Origin of the sequence: Mycolicibacterium pyrenivorans, from assembly GCF_025821625.1 — a bacterium.
Taxonomy (GTDB): domain Bacteria; phylum Actinomycetota; class Actinomycetes; order Mycobacteriales; family Mycobacteriaceae; genus Mycobacterium; species Mycobacterium pyrenivorans.
Genome location: NZ_JACKSH010000192.1, coordinates 14,034 through 37,325, shown reverse-complemented (window position 1 = coordinate 37,325; position 23,292 = coordinate 14,034). Strand labels below are relative to the sequence as shown.

20 protein-coding genes are annotated in these 23,292 nt (G+C 69.5%); 12 read left to right on the top strand and 8 right to left on the bottom strand.

All coding sequences use genetic code 11. The annotated features are described in order from the left end of the window. Positions 1–136 precede the first annotated feature (136 nt). The 3 genes from H7I57_RS22675 (at position 137) to H7I57_RS22665 (ending at position 4,491) form a co-directional block, all read left to right on the top strand. The gene (locus tag H7I57_RS22675; RefSeq protein WP_264026212.1) at positions 137–1,966 is read left to right on the top strand and encodes a phosphoenolpyruvate carboxykinase (GTP); all 1,830 of its coding nucleotides are present in this window, start codon (positions 137–139) and stop codon (positions 1,964–1,966) included. 111 nt (positions 1,967–2,077) lie between these two features. Continuing rightward, positions 2,078–3,598, top strand: coding sequence for a fatty-acid--CoA ligase FadD4 (fadD4, locus tag H7I57_RS22670; RefSeq protein WP_264026211.1), 1,521 nt, complete (start codon positions 2,078–2,080; stop codon positions 3,596–3,598). After that, on the top strand, positions 3,595–4,491 hold the full coding sequence (locus H7I57_RS22665; protein WP_264026210.1) for an enoyl-CoA hydratase/isomerase family protein: 897 nt from the start codon (positions 3,595–3,597) through the stop codon (positions 4,489–4,491). Before fadD4 ends, H7I57_RS22665 begins: the two co-directional genes overlap by 4 nt. Here the strand turns inward: H7I57_RS22665 and H7I57_RS22660 are convergent. Together H7I57_RS22660 and H7I57_RS22655 are read right to left on the bottom strand one after the other, a co-directional pair. Next, complete coding sequence (locus H7I57_RS22660) at positions 4,469–5,197, bottom strand: GntR family transcriptional regulator (RefSeq protein WP_264026209.1); 729 nt, start codon at positions 5,195–5,197, stop codon at positions 4,469–4,471. The two genes, H7I57_RS22665 and H7I57_RS22660, sit on opposite strands and share 23 nt — an antisense overlap. Positions 5,198–5,202: 5 nt before the next feature. Further along, complete coding sequence (locus tag H7I57_RS22655) at positions 5,203–6,363, bottom strand: acyl-CoA dehydrogenase family protein (protein ID WP_264026208.1); 1,161 nt, start codon at positions 6,361–6,363, stop codon at positions 5,203–5,205. A gap of 86 nt (positions 6,364–6,449) precedes the next feature. On the opposite strand from H7I57_RS22655, the gene H7I57_RS22650 reads away from it, so the two are divergent. From H7I57_RS22650 to H7I57_RS22640, 3 genes are read left to right on the top strand one after another with little or no spacing between them, the layout of a single operon-like run. Further along, the gene (locus H7I57_RS22650) at positions 6,450–7,445 is read left to right on the top strand and encodes a MaoC family dehydratase (protein ID WP_264026224.1); all 996 of its coding nucleotides are present in this window, start codon (positions 6,450–6,452) and stop codon (positions 7,443–7,445) included. A gap of 20 nt (positions 7,446–7,465) precedes the next feature. Then, positions 7,466–8,602, top strand: coding sequence for a CoA transferase (locus H7I57_RS22645; protein WP_264026207.1), 1,137 nt, complete (start codon positions 7,466–7,468; stop codon positions 8,600–8,602). Next, positions 8,596–9,894, top strand: coding sequence for an amidohydrolase family protein (locus H7I57_RS22640; protein WP_264026205.1), 1,299 nt, complete (start codon positions 8,596–8,598; stop codon positions 9,892–9,894). Before H7I57_RS22645 ends, H7I57_RS22640 begins: the two co-directional genes overlap by 7 nt. 6 nt (positions 9,895–9,900) lie before the next feature. On the opposite strand, the gene H7I57_RS22635 is transcribed toward H7I57_RS22640, so the two are convergent. Together H7I57_RS22635 and H7I57_RS22630 are read right to left on the bottom strand one after the other, a co-directional pair. Beyond that, on the bottom strand, positions 9,901–10,752 hold the full coding sequence (locus H7I57_RS22635; protein ID WP_264026223.1) for an alpha/beta hydrolase: 852 nt from the start codon (positions 10,750–10,752) through the stop codon (positions 9,901–9,903). 111 nt (positions 10,753–10,863) lie between these two features. Further along, positions 10,864–13,038, bottom strand: a complete 2,175-nt coding sequence (locus H7I57_RS22630) for an acyl-CoA dehydrogenase family protein (RefSeq protein ID WP_264026204.1) — start codon at positions 13,036–13,038, stop codon at positions 10,864–10,866. A gap of 169 nt (positions 13,039–13,207) precedes the next feature. On the opposite strand from H7I57_RS22630, the gene H7I57_RS22625 reads away from it, so the two are divergent. Both H7I57_RS22625 and H7I57_RS22620 read left to right on the top strand, forming a co-directional pair. Then, the gene (locus tag H7I57_RS22625; RefSeq protein WP_264026202.1) at positions 13,208–14,440 is read left to right on the top strand and encodes an alpha/beta hydrolase; all 1,233 of its coding nucleotides are present in this window, start codon (positions 13,208–13,210) and stop codon (positions 14,438–14,440) included. A gap of 23 nt (positions 14,441–14,463) precedes the next feature. Further along, positions 14,464–15,894, top strand: coding sequence for a WS/DGAT/MGAT family O-acyltransferase (locus H7I57_RS22620; RefSeq protein ID WP_264026199.1), 1,431 nt, complete (start codon positions 14,464–14,466; stop codon positions 15,892–15,894). A 23-nt stretch (positions 15,895–15,917) separates the two neighbouring features. Here H7I57_RS22620 and H7I57_RS22615 read toward each other — a convergent pair whose 3' ends face one another. After that, on the bottom strand, positions 15,918–16,316 hold the full coding sequence (locus H7I57_RS22615; RefSeq protein WP_264026198.1) for a hypothetical protein: 399 nt from the start codon (positions 16,314–16,316) through the stop codon (positions 15,918–15,920). A 101-nt stretch (positions 16,317–16,417) separates the two neighbouring features. Here H7I57_RS22615 and H7I57_RS22610 point away from each other — a divergent pair, with 101 nt between their 5' ends. After that, positions 16,418–16,957, top strand: a complete 540-nt coding sequence (locus H7I57_RS22610) for a TetR/AcrR family transcriptional regulator (RefSeq protein WP_264026197.1) — start codon at positions 16,418–16,420, stop codon at positions 16,955–16,957. On the opposite strand, the gene H7I57_RS22605 is transcribed toward H7I57_RS22610, so the two are convergent. The 3 genes from H7I57_RS22605 to H7I57_RS22595 are packed head-to-tail and all read right to left on the bottom strand — an operon-like array spanning position 16,954 to position 20,583. Further along, on the bottom strand, positions 16,954–18,192 hold the full coding sequence (locus tag H7I57_RS22605) for an alpha/beta hydrolase (protein WP_264026196.1): 1,239 nt from the start codon (positions 18,190–18,192) through the stop codon (positions 16,954–16,956). The two genes, H7I57_RS22610 and H7I57_RS22605, sit on opposite strands and share 4 nt — an antisense overlap. 9 nt (positions 18,193–18,201) lie before the next feature. Next, positions 18,202–19,836 carry an acyl-CoA ligase FadD12 gene (gene fadD12 / locus H7I57_RS22600; protein WP_264026195.1) on the bottom strand — a complete coding sequence of 545 codons (1,635 nt, stop codon included), beginning with the start codon at positions 19,834–19,836 and terminating at the stop codon, positions 18,202–18,204. A 3-nt stretch (positions 19,837–19,839) separates the two neighbouring features. Continuing rightward, positions 19,840–20,583, bottom strand: a complete 744-nt coding sequence (locus H7I57_RS22595; RefSeq protein ID WP_275081584.1) for a 1-acyl-sn-glycerol-3-phosphate acyltransferase — start codon at positions 20,581–20,583, stop codon at positions 19,840–19,842. 280 nt (positions 20,584–20,863) lie between these two features. Between H7I57_RS22595 and H7I57_RS22590 the strand changes: the two genes are divergently transcribed. From H7I57_RS22590 to H7I57_RS22580, 3 genes are read left to right on the top strand one after another with little or no spacing between them, the layout of a single operon-like run. Further along, positions 20,864–21,697, top strand: coding sequence for an arylamine N-acetyltransferase family protein (locus tag H7I57_RS22590; RefSeq protein ID WP_264026192.1), 834 nt, complete (start codon positions 20,864–20,866; stop codon positions 21,695–21,697). Positions 21,698–21,752: 55 nt separating this feature from the next. After that, positions 21,753–22,721 carry a helix-turn-helix domain-containing protein gene (locus H7I57_RS22585; protein WP_264026191.1) on the top strand — a complete coding sequence of 323 codons (969 nt, stop codon included), beginning with the start codon at positions 21,753–21,755 and terminating at the stop codon, positions 22,719–22,721. A 1-nt stretch (position 22,722) separates the two neighbouring features. After that, a complete protein-coding gene (locus H7I57_RS22580) occupies positions 22,723–23,244 on the top strand; it encodes a dihydrofolate reductase family protein (RefSeq protein WP_264026189.1) in 522 nt (173 codons plus the stop codon). The last annotated feature ends 48 nt before the right edge of the window (positions 23,245–23,292 follow it).

Here is a 23,292-nt window from a genome sequence, read left to right as displayed (position 1 = left end):
TGGACATACTCCTGAATGACCGCGGGTATGTCCCTCACGTTAACCTCGATACACAAGGGACGGCCGCAGCGCTGCCTTACGTTGGGGGCCTGCGTCCTGGTAGACACCTCGCAGGAAGATGCAGGAGACACACAGCATGACCGCAGCGACCATTCCGGGACTCGATTCCGCACCGACCAAGCACGAGGGCCTGCTCGCCTGGGTTCGTGAGGTCGCCGAGCTGACGCAACCGGACCGCGTCGCGTTTGCTGACGGCTCCGAGGAGGAGTACGCCGCGCTGTGTGAGCAGTTGGTGGCGGCCGGCACGTTCCAGAGGCTCAACCCGGAGAAGCAGCCGAACTCGTTCCTGGCGCTCTCCGACCCGTCCGACGTCGCGCGCGTCGAGTCCCGCACCTACATCTGTTCCGAGCGCGAGATCGACGCCGGACCGACGAACAACTGGATGGATCCGGCCGAGATGCGCGGCATCATGACCGGGCTGTACCGCGGCTCGATGCGCGGCCGCACCATGTGGGTCGTCCCGTTCTGCATGGGTCCGCTCGATGCCGAGGACCCCAAGCTGGGTGTGGAGATCACCGACTCGGAGTACGTCGTCGTCTCGATGCGCACCATGACCCGGATGGGTAAGGCGGCGCTGGACAAGATGGGCGACGACGGGTTCTTCGTCAAGGCGCTGCACTCGATCGGCGCACCGCTGGAGCCGGGCCAGCAGGACGTGCCGTGGCCGTGCAACGACACCAAGTACATCACCCACTTCCCGGAGACCCGCGAGATCTGGAGCTACGGTTCCGGTTACGGGGGCAACGCCCTGCTGGGCAAGAAGTGCTACTCGCTGCGCATCGCCTCGGCGATGGCCCACGACGAGGGCTGGCTCGCCGAGCACATGCTGATCCTCAAGCTGATCTCCCCGGAGAACAAGGCCTACTTCATCGCCGCGGCGTTCCCGTCCGCGTGCGGCAAGACCAACCTGGCGATGCTGCAGCCCACCGTCCCCGGCTGGCGCGCCGAGACCGTCGGCGACGACATCGCGTGGATGCGTTTCGGCAAGGACGGCCGTCTCTACGCGACCAACCCCGAGTTCGGGTTCTTCGGTGTGGCGCCCGGCACCAACTGGGACTCCAACCCCAACGCGATGAAGACCATCGCGGGCGGCAACACCGTGTTCACCAACGTCGCCAAGACCGACGACGGCGACGTGTGGTGGGAGGGGCTCGAGGGCGAACCCGACCACCTGATCGACTGGAAGGGCAACGACTGGATCCTGCGGGAGACGGAAACCAAAGCGGCGCACCCGAATTCGCGTTACTGCACGCCGATCTCGCAGTGCCCGACGCTGGCACCGGAATGGGTTGACCCGCAGGGCGTGCCGATCTCGGCGATCCTGTTCGGTGGGCGTCGCAAGACCACCGTCCCGCTGATCACCCAGGCCCGCGACTGGCAGCACGGCGTGTTCATCGGCGCCACCCTCGGCTCCGAGCAGACCGCCGCCGCCGAGGGCAAGGTGGGTACCGTGCGCCGCGACCCGATGGCCATGCTGCCGTTCCTCGGCTACAACGTCGGTGACTACTTCCAGCACTGGATCGACCTCGGCAAGAACGCCGACGATTCCAAACTGCCCGCCATCTTCTTCGTGAACTGGTTCCGCCGCGGTGACGACGGCCGCTTCCTGTGGCCCGGCTTCGGCGAGAACAGCCGGGTCCTGAAGTGGGCGATCGAGCGGATCGAGCACCAGGCCGAGGGCAAGACCACACCGATCGGCATCGTGCCCACCGCCGCCGACATGGACCTGTCCGGCCTGGACGTGGACCCCGCCGACGTCGACGAGGCGCTGGCCGTCAATGTCGACGAGTGGCGCAAGGAACTCCCGCTGATCGAGGAGTGGTTCGAGTTCGTCGGCGAGAAACTGCCGACCGGCATCAAGGACGAGTTCGACGCACTGAAGCATCGGTTGGCCGAGGAGGAGTAGCCGCCTCTCGGCCCTGGTGCGCGGGGAGACCGCGCACGGGGCCCTAACCGCACCCGGCCGCACACCGGCCGCACTTGACACCTGTCAACTTCGGCGAAGTAGAGTCTGACCATGCAGATCCGCGACACCGCCGTTGCCACCCCCGACAAGCCCGCCATCATCATGTACCCGTCAGGGACGGTCGTGACGTTCGGCGAACTGGAAGCCAGGGCGAACCGCCTGGCGCACCTGTTCCGCGCCGCCGGCCTGGTCGAGGGCGACGCCGTCGCGATCCTGATGGAGAACAACGAGCACATCCACGCGGTGATGTGGGCCGCGCGCCGCGCCGGGCTGTACTACGTGCCCATCAACACGCACCTGACCTCCGCCGAAGCGGCCTACATCATCGACAACAGCGCCGCCAAGGCCATCGTGGGCTCGGGCAGGCTCAAGGACACGCTGGCCGGCCTCGGTGCCGAGCTCCCCAACGGCCTGCCCCCGGTCCTGATCATCGCCGACGGGCAGCTCGACGGCTGGCAGAGCTACCCCGAATGCGTTGCCGGCCAGCCCGACACGCCGATCGACGACGAGATCGAAGGCGATCTGCTGCAGTACTCCTCGGGCACCACCGGACGGCCGAAGGGCATCAAACGCGCACTGCCCCACGTGCCGCCGTCGGAGGCGCCGGGAATGATGGCGGCGCTGGTGTCCTTCTGGATGCGCCCCGACGCCGTCTATCTCAGCCCCGCGCCGCTGTACCACACGGCGCCGTCGGTGTGGTCCATGCAGACGCAGGCCGGAGGCATCACGACCGTGGTGATGGAGAAGTTCGACGCCGAGGGAGCGCTGGACGCCATCGCCAAACACCGTGTCACGCATGGCCAGTTCGTTCCGGTGATGTTCACCCGGATGCTGAAACTGCCCGCGGACAACCGCATGTCGTACGACGTGTCGAGCCTCGAGCGGGTGATGCACGCCGCCGCGCCGTGCCCGGTGGACATCAAGAAACAGATGATCGACTGGTGGGGCCCGATCGTCGACGAGTACTACGCATCCTCCGAAGCCCACGGCTCCACGCTGATCACCGCAGAGGAGTGGCTGACGCACCCGGGGTCGGTCGGGCGCCCGTTGGCGGGCGTGCTGCACATACTCGACGAGGACGGCAACGAGCTTCCTCCCGGCCAGGCAGGCGAGATCTACTTCGAGGGCGGCTTCGACTTCGAGTACCTCAACGACCCCGACAAGACGGCGTCGTCGCGCGACCCGCGCGGCTGGAAGACGGTGGGCGACATCGGTTATGTCGACGAGGAGGGGTACCTCTACCTCACCGACCGCAGGCATCACATGATCATCTCCGGCGGCGTGAACATCTATCCGCAGGAGGCCGAGAACATGCTCGTCACGCATCCGCTGGTGATGGACGCGGCGGTCTTCGGCGTTCCCGACGACGAGATGGGCCAGAGCGTCAAAGCCGTGGTGCAGACGGTCGACCCCGCCGACACCACCCCGGAGTTCGCCGGGGAACTGCTGGAGTGGCTTCGGGACCGGTTGGCGCACTACAAGTGTCCCCGGTCGATCTCGTTCGAGGCGCAGCTTCCCCGAACCGACACCGGCAAGCTCTACAAGCACGAGCTGATCAAGAAGTACTCGTGAACGTCGAGCTGGCCGGCGGAGTGCTCGTCGCGCTCGGAACACCCTCCGAGGAAGCGACTTTCACGCTGACCGAGGCGCTCTCCGACGACCGGCGCACGGTCACGGTGGCGTCGGTACCCGACGCAGTGGCCGACCTGACCGCGCGCTGCCTGCGGTGGCCACAGGCGGCGGCGGTCTGCGACGACGTGCTGCGCGCCCTCGACCCGGCGGGCACCACCTTCGCCGGGGTGGTGACCGAGTCGCTGGCGTACTCGACTTTGCAGGCCGGCGGCGAGTTCGCCCGGTGGCTTTCCGAGCGTGGTCCCGCGCGGGTCCCGGAGATCGGGGATCCGGTGGAGGCCCAGCGCGACGGCGACCGCCTGCTGATCCGGTTCAACCGGCCGCAACGGCACAACGCGTTCTCCACCGACGCGCGGGCGGCACTGCTGGAAGCCCTCGAGGTGGCCCGCCTGGACCCGTCGGTCACCGAGCTGGTGCTCTCCGGCAACGGGCCGTCCTTCTGCAGCGGGGGTGACCTGGCCGAGTTCGGCACCTTCGCCGACCCCGCCAGCGCCCACCTCGCCCGCACCCGGCACAGCCCTGCCCTGGTGCTCGACGAGATCACCGCGCGACTGGGCCCCGGGTGCCGCGCCGAGATCCACGGCCAGGTGCAGGGCAGCGGCCTGGAGATGGCCGCGTTCTGCGGCTGGGTGCAGTGTGATCGCGAGGCGGTGCTCGGCCTGCCGGAGCTCGAACTCGGCCTGATCCCGGGCGCCGGGGGGACGGTGAGCATCACCCGCAGGATCGGGCGTTGGCGTACGGCGTATCTGGTGCTCTCGGGGCGGCCGCTCGACGCTGCCACCGCGCTCGAGTGGGGTCTCGTCGACGCAATCAGCCCGACCGGCGCAGCGTGACTCGGTAGGTGTACTGCTCGGGCAGGAAGTGACTGACCGACAGCTCCACCGGACGGCCGTGCTCGTCGGCGTACAGCCGGTCCACCCGCAGCATCGGATGACCCGTCGGGCAGCCCACCGCGGCGGCGACCGGCTCCCCGGCGGCGCCGACCGTGATCGACTGCGCCGCTTCGGCGATCGGCGCATCGAGATGCGGTTCGAGCAGTCCGATCACGGTGTGGGTGCTCGCGGCGCCGGTGGCGAGATCCGGGCAGGACAACACCCTGGTGGCGACGTCGGGCGGGAGGTGGACGGTGGTGTGTCCGAACGCGATTCCGTCGTGCAGCCGCCGGAACACCACCGAGTACACCACGTCTCCGTCGGAGCGCAGCCGGCTCGACGCCTCCACGTCCACGCGGCGGCGCAGACCGTCGAGCACCTCCATCGTGGTGTCGTCGGAGAGACTCATCAGGTCCTCGATCGACCCGAGCTGGCGCAGGTAGCGTCTGCCCCGCTCGGTGGCGTAACTGCCACGGCCCGGCACCCGGACCACCACGCCCTCGGCCACCAGGTCCTGAAACGCCCGGCGCACAGTCTGCCGCGAAACCCCTTGCTGGGCAACGAGTTCTGACTCGGTCGGCAGCCGGGCACCGTCGCGGTAGCGCCCCGCGGCGATCTCGCCGCGCAACCGCTCGCGCAGCAACTGGTATGCCGGCTCCGGGCGCATCGGCCTCAGATCCCGCCCCGGGCCACCAGTTGCGCGGCGATGACGTTGCGCTGGATCTCGTTGGTGCCCTCGCCCACGATCATCAGGGGCGCATCCCTGAAGTAGCGCTCGACGTCGTACTCCGTCGAGTAACCGTAGCCACCGTGGATCCGCACGGCGTTGAGCGCGATCTCCATCGCCACCTCCGAGGCGAACAGCTTGGCCATCCCCGCTTCCATGTCGGCGCGTTCTCCGCTGTCGTAGCGATCGGCCGCGTACAGCGTGAGCTGACGTGCCGCGGTCAGTTTGGTCGCCATGTCGGCCAGGTAGTGGCCGACCGCCTGGTGCTTCCAGATCGGCTGGCCGAAGCTCTCCCGGTCCTGGGCGTAGCGCAGCGCGTCCTCGAGCGCCGCCGTCGCCACCCCGAGGGCCCGCGACGCCACCTGGATGCGGCCGGTCTCGAGGCCCTTCATCATCTGCGCGAACCCCCGGCCCGGGGCTCCGCCCAGGATCGCCGTCGCAGGCACCCGGCAGTCCTCGAAGGCCAGTTCACAACTCTCCACCCCCTTGTAGCCGAGCTTGGGTAGATCCCGGGACACCGACAGCCCGGTGGTGCCCTGCTCGACCAGCACCACCGAGATGCCCCGATGCGGGGGGTCGGCGGCCGGGTCGGTCTTGCACAGCAGCGCGATCAGCCCAGCGCGCCGCGCATTGCTGATCCAGGTCTTCGACCCGTTGATGGTCAGTCCGTCGCCTTCGGACGGCAGCGCCGTGGTGGTCATGTTCTGCAGGTCCGACCCGCCGCCGGGTTCGGTCAGCGCCATCGTCGCGCGGGTCGCCCCGGTCGCCATCTCGGGCAGGTAGCGCTGCTTCTGGTCCTCGGTGCCGAACAGGGTCAGCAGCTTCGCCACCACGGTGTGTCCGCCCATCGCGCCTGCCAGGCTCATCCAGCCGCGCGACAACTCCTGGGTGACCTCGACATAGCACCGGGTCGACACCGGGGTGCCGCCGTACTCCTCGGGGATGGCCAGACCGTAGATGCCGATGCGCTTCATCTGCTCGATCCACGCCTCGGGGTATTCGTTGGCGTGCTCGACGTCGCGGACGGTGGGTTTGACGTCGCGGTCGACGAACGCGCGGACGGTCTCGACCAGGAGTGCCTCTTCTTCGACCAACTGGATGCTCACGGCTCAAATCCTCCTAAATGTACGGCCATATTGACACGATGCTGCGCTCGATGCCAGCATGGCCAGCTGTGACTTTGTACGGCCAAATGGTGGGCGGACCCTTCTTCGACGACCTGCACGTCGGACAGGTGTTCGACGCGGCGCCGTCGGTGACGCTGACCGCGGGCATGGCCGCGGCGCATCAGGCGATCATCGGAGACCGGTTGCGGCTGCCGCTGGACGCCGAACTGTCGGCACTGGTGGCCGGGGCGACGACGTCGTTGGCCCACCCCGCGCTGGTGTGCGACGTGGCCATCGGGCAGTCCACGGTGGTGACGCAACGGGTCAAGGCCAACCTGTTCTATCGCGGACTGACCTTCCACCGCTTCCCGGCCCTCGGCGACGCGCTGTTCACCCGCACCGAGGTGGTCGGCCTGAAGCAGAACTCGGCGAGGCCCGGCCGGGGCCCGACGGGGCTGGCCGCGCTGCGGATGACCACCATCGACGGGGTGGGCCGGCTGGTGCTGGACTTCTACCGCTGCGCGATGTTGCCATTGAGCAATGGCAACATCGAGACCGGGCACAACGACGACCTCGCGGAGATAGGCGCCGAGGCCGCGCCCGCACCCGCGCCCGACCCCACCGCCGGCTGGGACGCCGAGGCGTTCCGGTCCCGGGTGCCGGGCCCCCACTTCGATCCCGCGCTGGTCGGAACCGTCCTGCAGAGCACCGCCGACGTGGTGAGCAGTGCGCCGGAACTGGCCCGGCTGTCGCTGAACATCGCTGCCACCCATCATGATTCACGGGTCGGGGGGCAGCGGCTGGTCTACGGCGGGCACGCGATCGGGCTCGCGCTGGCCCAGGCCACCCGACTGTTGCCCAACCTCGTCACCGTTCTGGGCTGGGACTCCTGCGATCACACCGGACCGGTGCACGAGAACGACACGCTCTACAGCGAACTCAGCGTCGAGGCGGCCGAGCCCCTGCCCGGCGGACGCGGAGGGGTGCTGCACCTGCGGTCGACGGTCTACGCCGCATCGGGCTCAGGGCCCGACGACGACAACCAGGTGCTGGACTGGCGGTTCACCGGCTTGATGTTCTGAACGGCCTCCACAATGGTGGGGTGGGCTCCCCGGACACCGCACTGCGCCTCCCCGCCGCGGTCCTCGCGCAGGCGCGCGGGACCGCGGAGTCGCTGGCGTCGCTCGCGGGGATCGACGGCCGCAACGTCGATGCCCAGCAGTTGATCGGCGGGCGCGCGGCGCTCCTCGGACTCCAGGACCGCGGCCGGGTCTCGGCGGGCGGAGCCACCCGGCTGATGTCCGGGGACGACGGCTGGTGCGCGCTCACCCTGTCGCGGCCGGACGACGTCGACGCCGTGCCTGCCCTGGTCGAGTCCGACAGCGTCGCAGGCGATCCGTGGGCCGCCGTCGAGTGGCGGATACCCGAGGTCGGCGTCGCGGCGTTCGCCGAGCGTGCGCGTCTGCTCGGCCTGCCCATCGGGGTGCTCGGGGAGACCACGGCAGGCCCTCCCCGGGTGCGGCGCACGGGCGGGCGTGCGACGCCGGCTGCCGTGACCGACCTTCTGGTCGTCGACATGTCGTCGATGTGGGCGGGTCCGCTGTGCGGCATGCTGTTGGCGCTGGCCGGAGCGACGGTGGTGAAGGTGGAGAGCGCCACGCGGCCCGACGGCACCCGAGCGGGACCGCTGGCGTTCTTCGACTGGATCAACGGCGGAAAGCTCTCGTACGAAGCGGATTTCGCCCACCCGGGATCCCTGGCGAGGCTGCTGGGCGCCGCCGACGTGGTGATCGAGTCCTCCCGGCCCGCCGCCCTGGAACGCCGCGGGCTCGGACCGGCGGACCATCCCGCCAGGGACGGCAGGATCTGGGTGCGGATCACCGGCCACGGCACCGACGGGGACCGCGCGAACTGGGTTGCCTTCGGCGACGACGCCGCGGTGTCGGGTGGCCTCGTCGGCGGCGCCGCCGACGCGCCGGTTTTCTGCGGGGATGCGATCGCCGACCCGCTGACGGGCCTGCATGCGGCGCTCGCGGTCATGGAATCGCGCGCCCGCGGCGGTGGCGAGCTTGTCGAGCTGTCGATGGCGGCGGTGGCCGCACAGTACGCGCAGCTGCCGCACCAGGACGAGATCATCTGCACCGCAGCACCGTCGGCACGGCCGAGGGCGGCGCGGCTCGGATCCGACAACGCTGCCGTCGACCGCCTGGTGGCCCGACGGCTCGTCACCTCATGCTGATCCGGCGGGCGGTGCTGCTCGACGGCACCCGAGCCGACATCCGCGTCGGAGCGCGGATCGTGGCGGTGGCCGGGCACCTGACGGCCCGCAGCGGCGAGGCGGTGTACGACGCCGCGGGCGGCACCGTGCTTCCCGGACTGCACGACCACCACATGCACGTGCGTGCCGCGGCCGCGGCCCTGCACTCGGTCCGCGTCGGCCCCGGCGAGGTCCGGGGCAGACAGGAACTCGCGCGCATCCTGGCCGGCGCCGACATCGGCGACGACGGCTGGATCCGCGCCGTCGGTTACCACGAAGCCGCCGCCGGGCCGCTGGATCGTCATGTCCTCGACGAGGTGTCACCGACGACCCCGGTGCGCGTCCAGCACCGCAGCGGCGTGCTGTGGACACTGAACACTGCCGGGCTGATCCGGGTGGGGCTCGAAGACCACCCCGACGGTCGGTTGCGCAGCGCGGACGGCACCTGGGCGAAGGCCCTGTCGCGCAGCGAACCCGACCTCACGGCGCTCAGCGCGCGGCTGAGCCGGTACGGGGTCACCGGCGTCACCGACGCCACCCCGGACCTCACGGCCGAGGACGTCGAGAGTCTGCGACACCGGAGCGGCGAACTGCGCCAGAGGGTGCACTGTCTGGCGCCGGGCAAGCGCATCCTGCACGACGACGACCTCGACCTCGACGGGTTGATCCGGTGGATCGACGATCGGCATGCCGCAGACGTTCCGGTTGCGGTGCACTGCGTGACGGCGGCCCAACTCGTGGTCACGCTGGCGGCGCTGCGCTGCGCCGGTCGCCATCCCCACGACCGCATCGAGCACGCCGCGGTGGTGCCCGACGCGAGCGTGGCCGACCTCGCGGCCGGCGCAACGACGGTGGTGACGCAGCCCAACTTCGTCGCCGAGCGCGGCGATCAGTATCTGGTCGACGTGCCCGCCGCCGAGCACCACGAACTGTGGCGGGTGGCCTCGTTGCGGCGGGCGGGGGTTCCCGTCGTGTTGTCGACCGACGCACCCTTCGGCGACGCGGATCCGTGGGCGGCGATGCGTGCGGCGGTGCACCGCCGCACCGCCTCCGGCACGGTTCTGGGTGAGGCCGAACGTGTCTCGGCGCCAGAGGCGTTGGTGATGTTCCTCGGTGAGCCGGGTCGGCCCGCGTCGCGCCGCCGGGTCGAGCCGGGAGCGCCCGGCGACCTGTGCGTGCTGTCGGCACCGCCGACCGAGGCGCTCGGTGAGCTGGACGCCGGCCTGGTGGCCGCGACCGTCATCGCCGGTGAGGTCGTCTTCGAAAGGTGCTGAAAGAGGTCAGGCCGCCGCGGGTGCAAACGCCGTTCTCAGCAGCGCGCACTGACTGGCGAAGAACGACTGCGACACATCGGCTTTCGGCGCGATGCCGTCGAAGCCGTGGAATGCGCCTTCGACCACCATGACCTCGCACGGCACCCCGGCGGCCCGTAACCGCTCACCGTAGGCGAGGTCCTCGTCGTGGAAGAGGTCCAGTGTCCCGACGCCGATCCATGCAGGCGGCAGCCCGGCGAGATCGGTGCGGCGCGCGGGGACGGCGACCTCCGGATCGGCGTCACCCAGGTAGGCGCGCCAGCCGAACTTGTTGCTCGACTGGTTCCACAGCCGGTGTCCCGGGTTGTCGAGGTCGGTGCGTAGCACGGTGCGGTCGTCGATCATCGGATAGACGAGAAGCTGTGCCGCCAAAGGGATCTGGCCACGGTCACGGGTCAGCAGCGCCAGTGCGGCGGCCAGCCCGCCGCCTGCGCTGGCTCCGCCGATCGCGACCCGCGCGGAATCCACAGAGGGCAGCGCGCTCAGCCAGGTCAGCGCCGAGTAGCAGTCCTCGACGGGTGCCGGGTAGGGATGCTCGGGCGCCAGGCGATAGTTCACCGACGCCACGGTGGCGCCGAGTTCGCGGGCGAACCGGCGGCACAGCACGTCGTCCTGGGCGGCGTCACCGATGACGTAACCGCCGCCGTGGATCCACAGCAGCGCCGGTCCCCGACCGGACGCCCCGGTGGGGCGGTACAGCCGCACCCCGACGCCGGACGGCAGCGTGAGCACCTCTGGTGCGTCGGGGCCGTCGGGGTCGTTCCGCCACATCAGGCGGCTCGCCGCCCGGATGAACGGCAGCGTCAGCGGTGTGATCATCTGCTTCGGCAGCAGCCGGGCGCTGCGTCGCAACTCGGGATGGAAGTCCGGGCGGATCCTGCTCTTGGGCACCCGACCAGTATGCGCACCCCGCCCCGGCGGCGGCGCCGATCACCGAAGCAGGGGGTCCCGCGGCAGGCCGAGGATCCGCTCGGCGATCGTGTTGCGGGTGATCTCGGAGGTGCCGCCCGCGATGGTCATCGCGCGGTTGCCCAGGTAACCACGGGTCAGCTGCGGTGTCTGCTCGACCACCGCGGCGGTGCCCGCCAACTCGAAGGCCAGCTCGGTGAGCCGCTGGCCGGACTCGGCGACCAGCAGCTTCGTCACGTTGCCCTCCGGCCCGGGCTCGGCGCCTGCGATGGCCCGGGTGGCCCGGCGCAGGTTGAGCAGCCGCAGCGTGTGGATCTCGGCGATCACCTCGCCGGCACGCAGGGTGTGCATGGCCGCGGCCGGGGAGCTGTCGAGCAGCTTGACCAGATGATCCGGGGTGGTGCCGGTGGGCGCCCCCGAACCTCCGCCGATGGAGACACGCTCGTTGCCCAGCGTCGCGCGGGCCACCAGCCAGCCCTTGTTCACGTCGCCGACGACGTCGGCATCCGGCACGAACACGTCGTCGAAGAACACCTCGTTGAAGTGCGAGTCGCCGGTGAGCCCCCGCAGCGGATTCACCGTCACCCCTTCGGCATTCATGTCGATCGCCATCATCGTGACACCGGCGTGCTTGGCGGCGTCGGGATCGGTGCGCACCGTGGCCAGACCCCACTGGCACAGGTGCGCCAGGCTCGTCCAGACCTTCTGCCCGGTGACCCGCCAGCCGCCGTCCACCTTCTTGGCCGACGTGCGCACGGCCGCCGCGTCCGAACCCGCACCCGGCTCGGAGAACAGCTGGCACCACATCACCTGCCCCCGCAAAACCGGCGCGACCCAGCGCTCCCGCTGCTCGTCGGTTCCCGCCTGGGCGATCGTCAGCGCCACCCAGCCGGTGATCCCCATGTCGGGGCGGTCGACGTCGGCGAACTCCTCCTCGATGACGAGTTGTTCGAGGACCTCGGCGCCGCGCCCCCACGGCTTGGGCCAGTGCGGGACCAGGTACCCGGATTCGACGAGGAAGTCCCGCTGCCGGTCGGCGGGCAGCGACCGGGCGGTGGCCGCCGCCTCGCGCGCCTGGCTGCGGTACTCCTCGGACTCCGGAGGCAGGGAGAAGGACGCGCCGCGAGCCTGGCCGCTGCGCTGTCCCTCGACGACGTCGACGAGCGGGTCGGCGCCGTCGGCCATCAGCGCGGCCAGCATTCGGGCCCGGCGCAGATAGAGGTGGGAGTCGTGCTCCCATGTGAAACCGATGCCGCCGTGCAGCTGAATGTTGTTCTGCGTGTTGAACACCTGTGCCCGGATCGCCAGCGCGGCCGCGACGGCGGCGGGGAAGGAGGCGCTGTCGAGATCATCGGCGCGGGCCGCGTCCCAGGTGGCCGCGGTGGCGACCTCGGCGTTGACGAGCATGTTGGCGGCGTGGTGCTTGACCGCCTGGAAGGTGCCGATGGTGCGGCCGAACTGTTCGCGCACCTTGGCGTACTCGACCGCCATCTCCAGCGCCGCCCAGCTGACGCCGACGGCCTCGGCCGACGCCAGGATCCGGAACACCGTCCGTGCGTTGCGGGCGGCGCCGCGCAGCACGCGGTCAGCGGGCACGGCGACGTCACGCAACGTCACCGATCCGACGCTGCGGGTGGTGTCCAGTGCGTCCAGTGCGGCGACCGTGACCCCGTCGGCTCCCGCGTCGACGACCACGACGTCCTCACCGGCGACCAGCACCAGGATGTCGGCGTCCGGCGCACCCAGCACCACGGAGCACTCACCGGTGACCGTCAGGTCGGAGCCCACCGAGGCGGACCCCGACACGCCGAGCGCGGCGACGGTCTGGCCGGCGGCCAATCCGGGTAACAGGTCGGCGCGGACGGAGTCGGGGGCGCAGCGGTCGATGACCACCGCCGCCGAGACGCTGGGCAGGAACGGCCCGGGGCTCAGCTGGCGCCCCTGGGACTCGAGCACCACGGCGAGCTCGGCGAGGCCGAAGCCCGACCCGCCCGCATCCTCGGCGATCGCCAGCCCCGTCCAGCCGAGTTCGGTTGCCGCCGACCACAGTTCGGAGGGATGCGTGGACCCGCCGTCGAGCGTCGCTCTGGCCTTGGCCGGCGTGCCCAACCGGGTGAGCTGCCCCGCCGCGGCCGCGGCGAGGTCCTGGTGTTCGTCGGTGATGGCAAGGCTGGAGGCGCTGGCGGTCTTACTCACGGTGGAGGGCCCTCTTCTTCGAGTTGACGGTCGTCAATCGAAGTTAGCGTGCTCCGCGGGTGCCGCAGAAATTGTGACCGAGGTCACAATTTGGCGACGAATCGACGCGAGTAGACAACTTCATCCAGATTGTCCGTTTGGGTTCGCCGCATCGGGGTACGCTCGCGAAATGACGGATCGACCGGACATCCGGTACCCCGGCCCGACCTTCTCCACCCGCCTGCAATGGTTGCTGAAAGCCGGTCCGTCCGACCACTTGCTGGCGATGAGCGTCGCATCGGCTTCGCTGCCCGTGATCGGGAAACACCTTGAGCCCCTTGGCGTGTTGACCGCGGCAGGCATCTGGGGAGCCCGGCACGCACCGGATTTCCTCGGTGCGGCGGCGCGGTCGCTGTTCACGGCCAAGGACGCCGGTGAGGCAGAGGTCAAGCGCCAGGAGCGGGAGTGCACGATCGCGGTCACCGAGGCCGCGCTGCGCGGGGTCGTCTCGGCCAAGGATCTCGACCTGGAATGGCCGCAGCCCGAGCGCACGCCCCCCTTCTGGAAGATGCGGGAGCACCGCAAGCACGTGCACCGCACGTCGGTCCAGTACGGGCCGCGGCCCACCCAGCTCATGGACGTGTGGCGTCGCGACGACCTGACCGACCACTCGGCTCCGGTGCTGCTGTTCGTGCCCGGTGGGGCGTGGGTGCACGGCAGTCGGTTCCTGCAGGGCTACGCGTTGATGTCCCATCTCGCCGAGAAGGGCTGGGTGTGTCTGTCCATCGACTACCGGGTCGCGCCGCACAACCCGTGGCCCGCGCACATCATGGACGTCAAGGCGGCCATCGCCTGGGCCAGGGCCAATGTCGACAAGTTCGGCGGTGATCGCAACTTCGTGACGATCGCGGGCACGTCGGCCGGCGGCCACCTGGCTGCGCTCGCGGGCCTGACGGCCAACGATCCCGATCTGCAGGGGGAGCTGCCGGAAGGGTCGGACACGTCGGTGGACGCCGTCGTCGGGATCTACGGACGCTACGACTGGGAGGACAAGTCGACCGTCGAGCGGGTCCGGTTCGTCGACTTCCTCGAGCGTGTCGTCGTGCGGCGCAAGCTCGCCAAGCACCCCGACGTGTTCCGCAAGGCCTCCCCGATCGCGCGGGTGCACTCCGAGGCGCCGCCGTTCCTGGTCGTGCACGGCACCGGCGACAGCGTCATCCCGGTCGCCCAGGCACGCAGCTTCGTCGACCGGCTCAAGAGCGTGTCCCGCTCGGTGGTGAGTTACGTCGAACTGCCCGGGGCAGGCCATGGCTTCGACATGATGGACGGGGCCCGGACAGGTGCCGCATCGACGGCAATCGGCTTGTTCCTCAACCACATTCATCGAAACAGAAGCCTCATCGGCGCCAAAGAGGTTATATAGCCTCCCGGGCAGGAGGTAATTGGGTGAAGAGGCTTCGCGGGTGGGATGCTGTGCTGCTGTACAGCGAAACCCCCAACGTTCACATGCACACGCTCAAGCTGGCCGTGATCCAACTCGACGACCTCCTCAAACAGGGGGGTGAGGCGAAGTTCGGGGTCGAAGAGCTGCGCAAGGTCATCCACAGCAGGCTCTACAAGCTCGACCCGTTCCGCTACGAGCTGATCGACATCCCGTTCAAGTTCCACCACCCGATGTGGCGGGAGAACGCCGAGGTCGACCTCGAGTACCACGTCCGGTCCTGTCGTGTCGACGCGCCCGGCGGGCGCCGTCAACTCGACGAGGCGGTGGGCAGGATCGCCAGCACTCCGCTGGATCGCAGCCGCCCGCTGTGGGAGATGTACCTGATCGAAGGACTTGCCGACGGCCGCATCGCCGTTCTCGGCAAGATCCATCACGCGCTGGCCGACGGTGTCGCCTCGGCGAACCTGCTGGCCCGCGGGATGGACCTGCAGGACGGTCCCACCGTGGAACGGGATTCCTATGCCACCGATCCGGCGCCGTCCAAGGGTGAACTGGTGCGCTCGGCCTTCGCCGACCATCTCCGTCAGATCGGCAAGTTCCCGTCGGTGGTGCGCTACACCGCGCAGGGCGTGCGCCGGGTTCGCAACAGCCCTCACAAACTGTCACCGGAGCTGACCAGGCCTTTCACCCCGCCACCGTCGTTCATGAACCACATGGTGGATGCCACGCGACGGTTCGCGACCGCCACGCTGTCGCTCGACGACGTCAAGCAGACCGGCAAGCACCTGGGTGTCACGATCAACGACATGGTGCTGTCGCTGTCGGCAGGGGCGCTGCGGCAGCTGTTGTTGAAGTACGACGGTCGCGCGGATCATCCGTTGCTGGCCTCGGTTCCGGTCAGCTTCGACTTCTCCAGGGACCGCATCTCCGGCAACTACTTCACGGGTGTGCTGGTCAGCCTGCCGGTGGACGTCGAGGATCCTCTCGGCCGGGTCCGCGCGGCTCACGACGCCGCCGAGATCGGCAAGGAGAGCAACAACCTCATCGGTCCCGAACTGGTGAGTCGATGGTCGGCGTACTTCCCGCCGGCCCCCGCGGAGGCGATGTTCCGGTGGCTGTCGAACAAGGACGGCCAGAACAAGGTGATGAACCTGCCGATCTCCAACGTGCCCGGCCCGCGGGAGCGCGCCAGGGTCGGCGGCGCGCTGGTGACGGAGATCTACTCGGTCGGTCCGTTGACCGCGGGCAGCGGGCTCAACATCACGGTCTGGAGCTACGTCGACCAGCTGAACATCTCGGTGCTCTCGGACGGCAGGACGCTCGAGGATCCGCACGAGTTGACCGATGCGATGGTCCACGCGTTCGTCGAGATCCGCGCCGCGGCAGGGCTTCCCGAGGAGCTGACGGTCGTCGAGACCGCTATGGCGCCGTAGCGGTCCCGCCGACCGCCGCGTCGTCAGGCCGCGTGGGCGAGTCGCCTGCCGGATCCGTCCCGCGCGCCGTCCGAACTGTCGGCGGCGCGGACCACGGGTGTGGCAGCGGCGGCGTGCGTGGTGCCTTGACCGCGATACCTCAGGACGTAGCGTTCGGCGGCCGAGCGGTCGGTGTTCCCGCGGATCGGGTCGAGGCCGAGAACGACGTCGTCGGTGGGGTCGGCGGCGGCCATCTGGCGACGGCGCAGTGCGAAGCACAACGCGGCCCCGGCATAGCTGACGACCATCGCCACCCCGAAGACGGCGGCCTGGGCGAATCCGAAGCCGAGCGCCGCGACGAAGAGGCCGAGAAAGACGAAGCCGATCAGAGTCAGGACATAGCCCACCGCGGGCAGTGGGACACGGGAAAGCACTTTGCGCATGACATCCTCCTATGTGAACTACGCTACGGGTAGCGTAGCGCTACGTCTAGTGTAGCGTACTCTGCGGTGGAATGCTCCTGAGCACCCGAAACGAGGGGGATATGGCCGGTAGTGACGCTGCGGCACGCGTCGACGAGGTGGGCACGCGGATACTCGAGGCGGCCCTGCAGATCCTGCGGGCGCGTGGTCCGCGGGCGGTGACGATGCAGGCCGTCGTCGAGGCCACGGGTATCGCGAAGACCACCATCTACCGGCGCCACCCGAACCGCCGCGCCCTGCTCACGGCGGCCCTCGAGGGCCTGGTGATGCGACCCGCGATCCCGCCGGAGTCAAGCCGCGAGCAGCGGCTCCGCTGGGTGGTCTCGCAGTCCGTCGACGTCATCGCCAACGGGATCGGCGTCGGCGGGTTCGCCGCCCTGCTGACCGATGAAGACCCCGACTTCAGCGAGGCGTTCCGGGCGATCCTGGGAGCTCACCGGGGACAGGCCATCGAGGTGCTCGGCGGCGACAGCGGTGACGGTGACACGGTCATCGACATGATCGTCGGGGGTTACGTCGCCGAACTGGCCCGCACCGGCACCGTCGACAGAGGCTGGCCGGACCGCACGCTGGCGGTGCTGAACCGGGGAGTCGTGACCTAGCCGGCGGAGTTGCGCTGGGCCCGCACCCAGAACAGGAACGTCTCGATCGCCTGTGCGGTGTAGTGCGCCCGCGGCGAGCCGTAGTAGAAGTCGAACGCGTGCTGGGCGTGCGGGATCTCGGCATAAACCACCGGCGACGTCGACACCTCCCGCAGCGCTTCGGCGAACTCCCGGCCCTCGGGGACCGGGATGATCGAATCGTCTTGTCCGTGCAGGATGAAGAACGGCGGGGCGTCGGCACGTAGCCGGTAACTCGGCGAGGCGTCGACATACACCTGGCGGTTGGCCAGGATCGGCAACTTGACGACGAACTTCTGCAGGAACCCGAGGAACTCCCTGCGCCCGTTGCCTTGTGCGGATACCCAGTCGTATCGCCCATAGACGGGAACGGCGGCCACCACCGAGGTGTCGGCATCCTCGAAACCCGGTTGGAACTGCGGGTCGTCGGCGGTCAGTGCGGCCAGCGCCGACAGATGCCCACCCGCCGAACCGCCGCTGATCGCCACGAAGTCGGGGTCGCCGCCGTACTCGGCGATGTGTTCCTTGATCCAGGCCAGTGCCCGTTTGACGTCGACCATGTGATCCGGCCAGGTGTTGCGCGGGCTGACCCGGTAGTCGATCGACACGCACACCCACCCGTGGTCGGCGAGGTGGCTCAGCAGCGGGTAGGCCTGGGGCCTGCGCATCCCGATGGACCAGGCGCCACCCGGAACCTGAAGGAGGACAGGCGCTTTCCCGTCGCGGGGGAGGTCGGCGCGCCGCCAGATGTCGGCCATGTTGACCTTGCCGTGCGGGCCGTACTGGACGGTGCCCGCCCTCTCGACGTAGCGGCGCCGGACCAGATCGTTGGGGGGCACGCCGATGACGCGCCGCCGATTGGACCTCGCCTTATCGGCGATCTGCTGGTAGTGCGCGCCGAGCGCGTCCCGCAGCGGCTGCTCGAAATGCGGTTGCGATGTCACGTTGCGGTGATGGATCAAACCGAGCAGGCCCCACGCGATGACGGTGAGCAGCAAGGCGATCCGCCCCCGAGCCCCCCTGAAGTCGCCGCGGATGCCGCGGCGCACCGCGTCGATCATCGAGCCGGCCAGATACAGCTGCGACATCTCCGAGGTCGGCCAGCCGAACGCGAAAACCGGGATGGTGGGGTAGCCCTCGCGGGCCAGCGGGCGCACGCCGTTGGCGGCGTTCGCCAACTCCGCAACGGCGCGCAGCAGCGGTCGTCGTTTAGCCATTGCTACGTTCTAAGCCTTCCCCGACCGGTCCTGTAACTCCTTGCGGGAGATCTTGCCGGTGATGCTTCGAGGGAGCTCGTCGAGAATCGTGATCTCCCTGGGCACTTTGTAGTTCGCGAGATTCTCTCGGACGTGTTGCTTGAGCGTCTCGGGGGTAACCGCGGCGCCGGCTTTCAAAACCACGAACGCCGCCAGCCGCTGTCCGTACTGTTCGTCGTCCACGCCGATGACCGACGCCTCGGCGACCTCGGGGTGGGCGGCCAGCGTGTTCTCCACCTCGATCGGGTAGACGTTCTCACCGCCGGAGACGATCATCTCGTCGTCGCGGCCGACCACGAACAGCCGTCCGGCCTCGTCGACATAACCGACGTCGCCCGACGACATGAAGCCCTCGTGGAAATCCTTGGAGTGCCCGGAGGTGTAACCGTCGAACTGGGTGGAGTTGCGCACGTAGATGCTTCCGACCCCGCCGGTGGGCACCTCGGTCATGTCGCTGTCGAGGATGCGGATCTCGGTGCCCTCGGCGGGTCGTCCCGCGGTGTCGGGCGCGGCGCGCAGATCACGCGGTGTCGCGGTCGCGATCATGCCGGCCTCGGTGGCGTTGTAGTTGTTGTAGATGACGTCGCCGAAGCGGTCCATGAAGGCGATCACGACGTCGGGACGCATCCGCGATCCCGAAGCCGACGCGAAACGCAGCGAGCGGCCGCTGTACTTGTCGAGGACCGCCTCTGGCAGGTCCATGATGCGGTCGAACATCACCGGCACGACGCACAGCCCGGTGGCGCGGTGCCGATCGACGAGGTCCAGCGTGGCTTCCGGGTCGAACTTGCGTCGCGTGATGACCGTGCAGGCCATCGACGCCGCGAACGCGAGCTGCGAGAACCCCCAGGCGTGGAACATCGGCGCGACGATCACCACGGGCTGCTCCGCACGCCACGGGGTCCGGTCGAGGATGGCCTTGAGCACGCTGGGGTCGCCCCCGGAGTGGGTGGCGCCCTTCGGGGTGCCGGTGGTGCCCGACGTCAGCAGGATCACCCGGCTCTTCGCTGCGGCCCGCCGCGGCTCCTGCCCCTCGTGCTCGGTGATCATCTGCTCGACGGTCAACGACGCTGCGGGGGTATCGGTCCAGGCGACGATGCGGGTGGTGTCCGGGCGCTCGGCCAGCGCCCGGTCCACCGTCTCGGTGAACTCCTCGTCGTAGACGACCGCGACCGACTTGCCCGCGCCCTCGCGCTCAAGCACCTCGGCCAGGGCGGGCCCGGCGAACGAGGTGTTCAGCAGCAGCACCTCCGCGCCGATCCGGTTGGCGGCGATCAGTGCGTCGACGAAGCCGCGGTGATTGCGCGCCATCAGCCCGATGACCTCGGGCTGGCCTCCGGGCAGCGCCTGCAGCGCCGCGGCGAACGCGTCGGCGCGCCGGTCGATCTGGCGCCACGTCAGGATGCCGAGCTCGTCGACCAGGCCCGCCCGGTCGCCGCAGCGCTGCGCGGCGGCGGCGAACCCGGAGGTGATCGCCATGTTCTCGCGCTGCATCGCCGCGCCGATGCGCAGGTACTTGTCGGGGCGCATCGGCGCGATGATGCCCGCGCGCACCATCGTGGACAGCAGGCCCAGCGGCTTGGTGATGGGGTCGGTGATGCCCATGCGTCAGCCCAGCACCGGGAGGCGGCGCTCCTTGGCCAGCTCGTCGAGGGCCCGCTGCATCACCCGCCGGACGTGGGCGTCGACCTCGTCGATGTCGGGGTCCTCGCCGAACTCCTCGACGATGTGGATCGGTTCGAGTGCCTTCATCGTGATCTTGGCGGGCAGGGGCACGTTCACCGGCAGGACGACCGACAGGCCGAACGGGAAACCGAACGAGACGGGGACGATCTTGGCCCGGAACATCCGGGCGATGGGGCCGAGGGCCTTGGCGACGTCGGTGCCCCGGGTGAGGAACAGCTGGCTCTCCTGGCCGCCGATCCCGACCGTCGGCACGATGGGAACACCCGCGTTGAGGGCGGCGCGCACGTAACCGGTGCGGCCGTCGAAGTCGATCTTGTTGGCGCTCAGCGACGGCCGGTAGACGTCGTAGTCGCCGCCGGGAAAGACGACGACGACGCCCCCGGAGCGCAGCGCCTCGTCGGCGTTGCGGTGGTTGGCGGGGATGAACCCGGTCTTCTTGAAGAACGCCCCCGTCGGCCCGACCATCAGCATGTCGTGGCTGAGCGTGTACACCGGCCGGTCGTAGCCGAACTCGTCGTAGAAGCCGCTGGCGAAGACGGGCACGTCCATCGGGAACAGACCCCCGGAATGGTTGGCCACCACCAGCGCACCGCCTGCGGGGAACGTCTCGAGCCCGCGCACCTCGGAGCGGTGCCAGCCCTTGAGGAACGGCTTGAGAAGAGTCATCACCCGCTCGGTGAGGACCGGGTCCCACTTCGTGACCTCGGACGTCTCGATATCTGTCGAGCTCACGGCGGCCCCCTGGAAGACTGAAGTCGGATTGGAACGTGTTCTAGTTTTTCGAGTGTACCCAGTGCTCACCTCGGGTAACCCGGCCAAGGCGTGCATCAGGGCCGTGACCGAAGACTTCAGGACCGGCGGTGTCCCGTCAAGGTCGAACGCCGCACCCGCCCGGAACGAGACCGGAACTTGACGTGAAGTGCAGTTGAGGTCGCACGATGTCGGCATGGGCACCGACCTCAGAGCCTATTTCTCCCGTATCGGCTACCGCGGACGGGCCGAGCCGACCCTCGACACCGTGCGCCAGATCGTGGCCGCGCACAACGGGTCCATCCCGTTCGAGAACCTCGACCCGCTGATGGGCGTCCCGGTCGCCGATCTGTCGGTCGAGGCGCTCACCGACAAGCTCGTGCACCGGCGCCGCGGCGGCTACTGCTACGAGCACAACGGCCTGCTGGGCTATGTGCTCGAGGAACTGGGTCTCGATGTGCAGCGACTGGCGGGCCGAGTGGTCTGGATGCGGGAGGACGACGACGCGCTGCCCGCGCAGACCCACCAGGTGTTGTCGGTGCGGATGCCCGGGTCGGCCGACGACCCGTACCTCGTCGACGTCGGCTTCGGCGGCCAGACCCTGACCTCACCGATCCGGCTGGCCGCAGGCCCGGTGCAGCCGACCCGCCACGAGCCCTACCGACTGCTCGAGCACGCCGAAGGTTATGAGTTGCAGGCCGAGATCCGCGGTGCCTGGCAGCCGCTGTACCTGCTCAGCGCGCGGCCGCAGCCGCGCATCGACCTCGAGGTCGGCAGCTGGTACGTCTCGACGCACCCCGAGTCGGTGTTCGTCGTCGGGTTGTCGGCCGCGCTGGTGACCGACGACGAGCGGTGGAACCTGCGGGGCCGTAATCTCGCGATCCACCGCCCCGGCGGCACGGAGAGAATCCGCCTCGACACCGCCGCCCAGGTGCTCGAGGTGCTGGCCGACCGGTTCGGCATCGACCTGGCGGATCTCGGTAACCGTCTCGAGGTCGAGGCCCGGATCGCCCGGGTGCTCGACAGCTGACTACAGCAGGAAATGTCATGTCCCGCGCGCCGGCGGGCGACGATACTCGGACACCGTGACCGATCCACCGGGCGACCCGCTCCTCGCGCAAGCGCTCGTCGGCCGCCGCGACCGGCTCCGTGAGCTTCTCGACGCGGTCACCGACGCATCCAACAGCGACGTTGGTGACATGGCCCGCAGCAGCTACGCCTCCGAGTTCCACTTCTCCCGCGAGGTCCGCAGGCTGACCGGCGAGTCCCCGGCGGCGTTGCGCCGCCGCGTCATGCTGGAGCGGGCGGCTTGGCGCCTTCAGCGCGGCGAAGCCGTGTCCGCGGTGGCCGCCGACGAGGGCTGGTCTTCGGCCGAGGTGTTCTCCCGGGCGTTCCGCCGCACCTACGGAGTGCCGCCGTCACAGGCCGCGGACGTGCACTTCCGCCTGTCCGCCCCCAACGGTCTGCACTTCCACCCGCCCCAGTCGCTGTGGCTGGACAGTTCCCCGACCGTCGCGCACCCGGCCGACGCGGATGCCCCCGACGTCACGCAGCTGATGGTCGTCCACGACGTCGACGACACCGCCCACCTGCTCGACCGGGCGGCGCAGCTGACCCCGCAGCAGTGGGTCGCCGAGGTCGCACCGGGGCAGACGGTGCTCGAGTGGGACGGACCCGAACCCAGCGTGGGCGCGGTGCTCGGCGCCCTCGTGTGGAACAAGGAGGTCTGGCTGGCGACGATCGCGGCCGAGGACTTCCCGCCGCGCTCGTCCACCCAACCGCAGTTCGTCGACGCCAGGGGGCTCGCCGCTCATCACGACGACATCGCGAAGCGTTGGCGCGCAATGATTTCCGAGTACACGGTGGCGGGACGGCTGGGTGACACCGTCATCGACGCGCTGTGCGACCCGCCGGAGTCCTTCCAGCTGTACGGGATCGTCGCGCACGTGCTCACTTACTCCGCGCACCGCCGCGAGTTGGCGCGCGGCATGCTCGCCGGCCACGGCGTGGACACCAGGCTCGGAGACCCACTGGCCTGGATGAGAGGACCCTGACATGGCATGCGTGTACTACACCGCGTCCAGCCTGGACGGCTACATCGTCGATGACCACGGCAGCCTGGACTGGCTGATCTCCCGCGACATCGACTCCGCCGGGCCGTTCTCCATCGAGGGCTTCATGGAGACCGTCGGCGCCCTGGTGATGGGAGCCGACACCTACGAGTGGATCGTGAAGAACCAGCCCGGCGAGTGGATGTACTCCCAGCCGTCGTGGGTGCTGACGCACCGACCGGAGATCATCGCCGCGGGGCACCCCGTGCAGACGTTCTCCGGCGACGTCGCCGACCTGTACCCCACGGCGGTGTCGGCCGCCGGGGGTAAGGACGTGTGGCTGGTCGGCGGTGGTGACGTCGCCGCCCAGTTCGCGACGGCCGGGCTGATCGACGAGATGATCGTGTCCTACGCTCCGTGTTCGCTCGGGGCGGGTTCCCGCGTGCTGCCGATCCGGTCGGAATGGGCACTGGTCGACACCGCGCGCAACGCCGACTTCGTCTGCGCGCGCTGGCGCAGAGCCTGACGGGCCCGCTCCCGGCGTCGTAGTCTGGCAGCGAACTCGCGACGGCGG

Excerpts from the sequence above, each read along its gene's own strand:
- H7I57_RS22635 (WP_264026223.1), bottom strand. The coding sequence starts at position 10,752 with ATGATCACACCGCTGACGCTGCCGTTCATCCGGGCGGCGAGCCGCCTG.
- H7I57_RS22615 (WP_264026198.1), bottom strand. The coding sequence starts at position 16,316 with ATGCGCAAAGTGCTTTCCCGTGTCCCACTGCCCGCGGTGGGCTATGTC.
- H7I57_RS22595 (WP_275081584.1), bottom strand. The coding sequence starts at position 20,583 with ATGACTCTTCTCAAGCCGTTCCTCAAGGGCTGGCACCGCTCCGAGGTG.
- H7I57_RS22640 (WP_264026205.1), top strand. The coding sequence starts at position 8,596 with ATGCTGATCCGGCGGGCGGTGCTGCTCGACGGCACCCGAGCCGACATC.
- fadD4 (WP_264026211.1), top strand. The coding sequence starts at position 2,078 with ATGCAGATCCGCGACACCGCCGTTGCCACCCCCGACAAGCCCGCCATC.
- H7I57_RS22675 (WP_264026212.1), top strand. The coding sequence starts at position 137 with ATGACCGCAGCGACCATTCCGGGACTCGATTCCGCACCGACCAAGCAC.
- H7I57_RS22590 (WP_264026192.1), top strand. The coding sequence starts at position 20,864 with ATGGGCACCGACCTCAGAGCCTATTTCTCCCGTATCGGCTACCGCGGA.
- fadD12 (WP_264026195.1), bottom strand. The coding sequence starts at position 19,836 with ATGGGCATCACCGACCCCATCACCAAGCCGCTGGGCCTGCTGTCCACG.
- H7I57_RS22650 (WP_264026224.1), top strand. The coding sequence starts at position 6,450 with ATGGTGGGCGGACCCTTCTTCGACGACCTGCACGTCGGACAGGTGTTC.
- H7I57_RS22610 (WP_264026197.1), top strand. The coding sequence starts at position 16,418 with ATGGCCGGTAGTGACGCTGCGGCACGCGTCGACGAGGTGGGCACGCGG.
- H7I57_RS22605 (WP_264026196.1), bottom strand. The coding sequence starts at position 18,192 with ATGGCTAAACGACGACCGCTGCTGCGCGCCGTTGCGGAGTTGGCGAAC.
- H7I57_RS22580 (WP_264026189.1), top strand. The coding sequence starts at position 22,723 with ATGGCATGCGTGTACTACACCGCGTCCAGCCTGGACGGCTACATCGTC.
- H7I57_RS22625 (WP_264026202.1), top strand. The coding sequence starts at position 13,208 with ATGACGGATCGACCGGACATCCGGTACCCCGGCCCGACCTTCTCCACC.
- H7I57_RS22660 (WP_264026209.1), bottom strand. The coding sequence starts at position 5,197 with ATGCGCCCGGAGCCGGCATACCAGTTGCTGCGCGAGCGGTTGCGCGGC.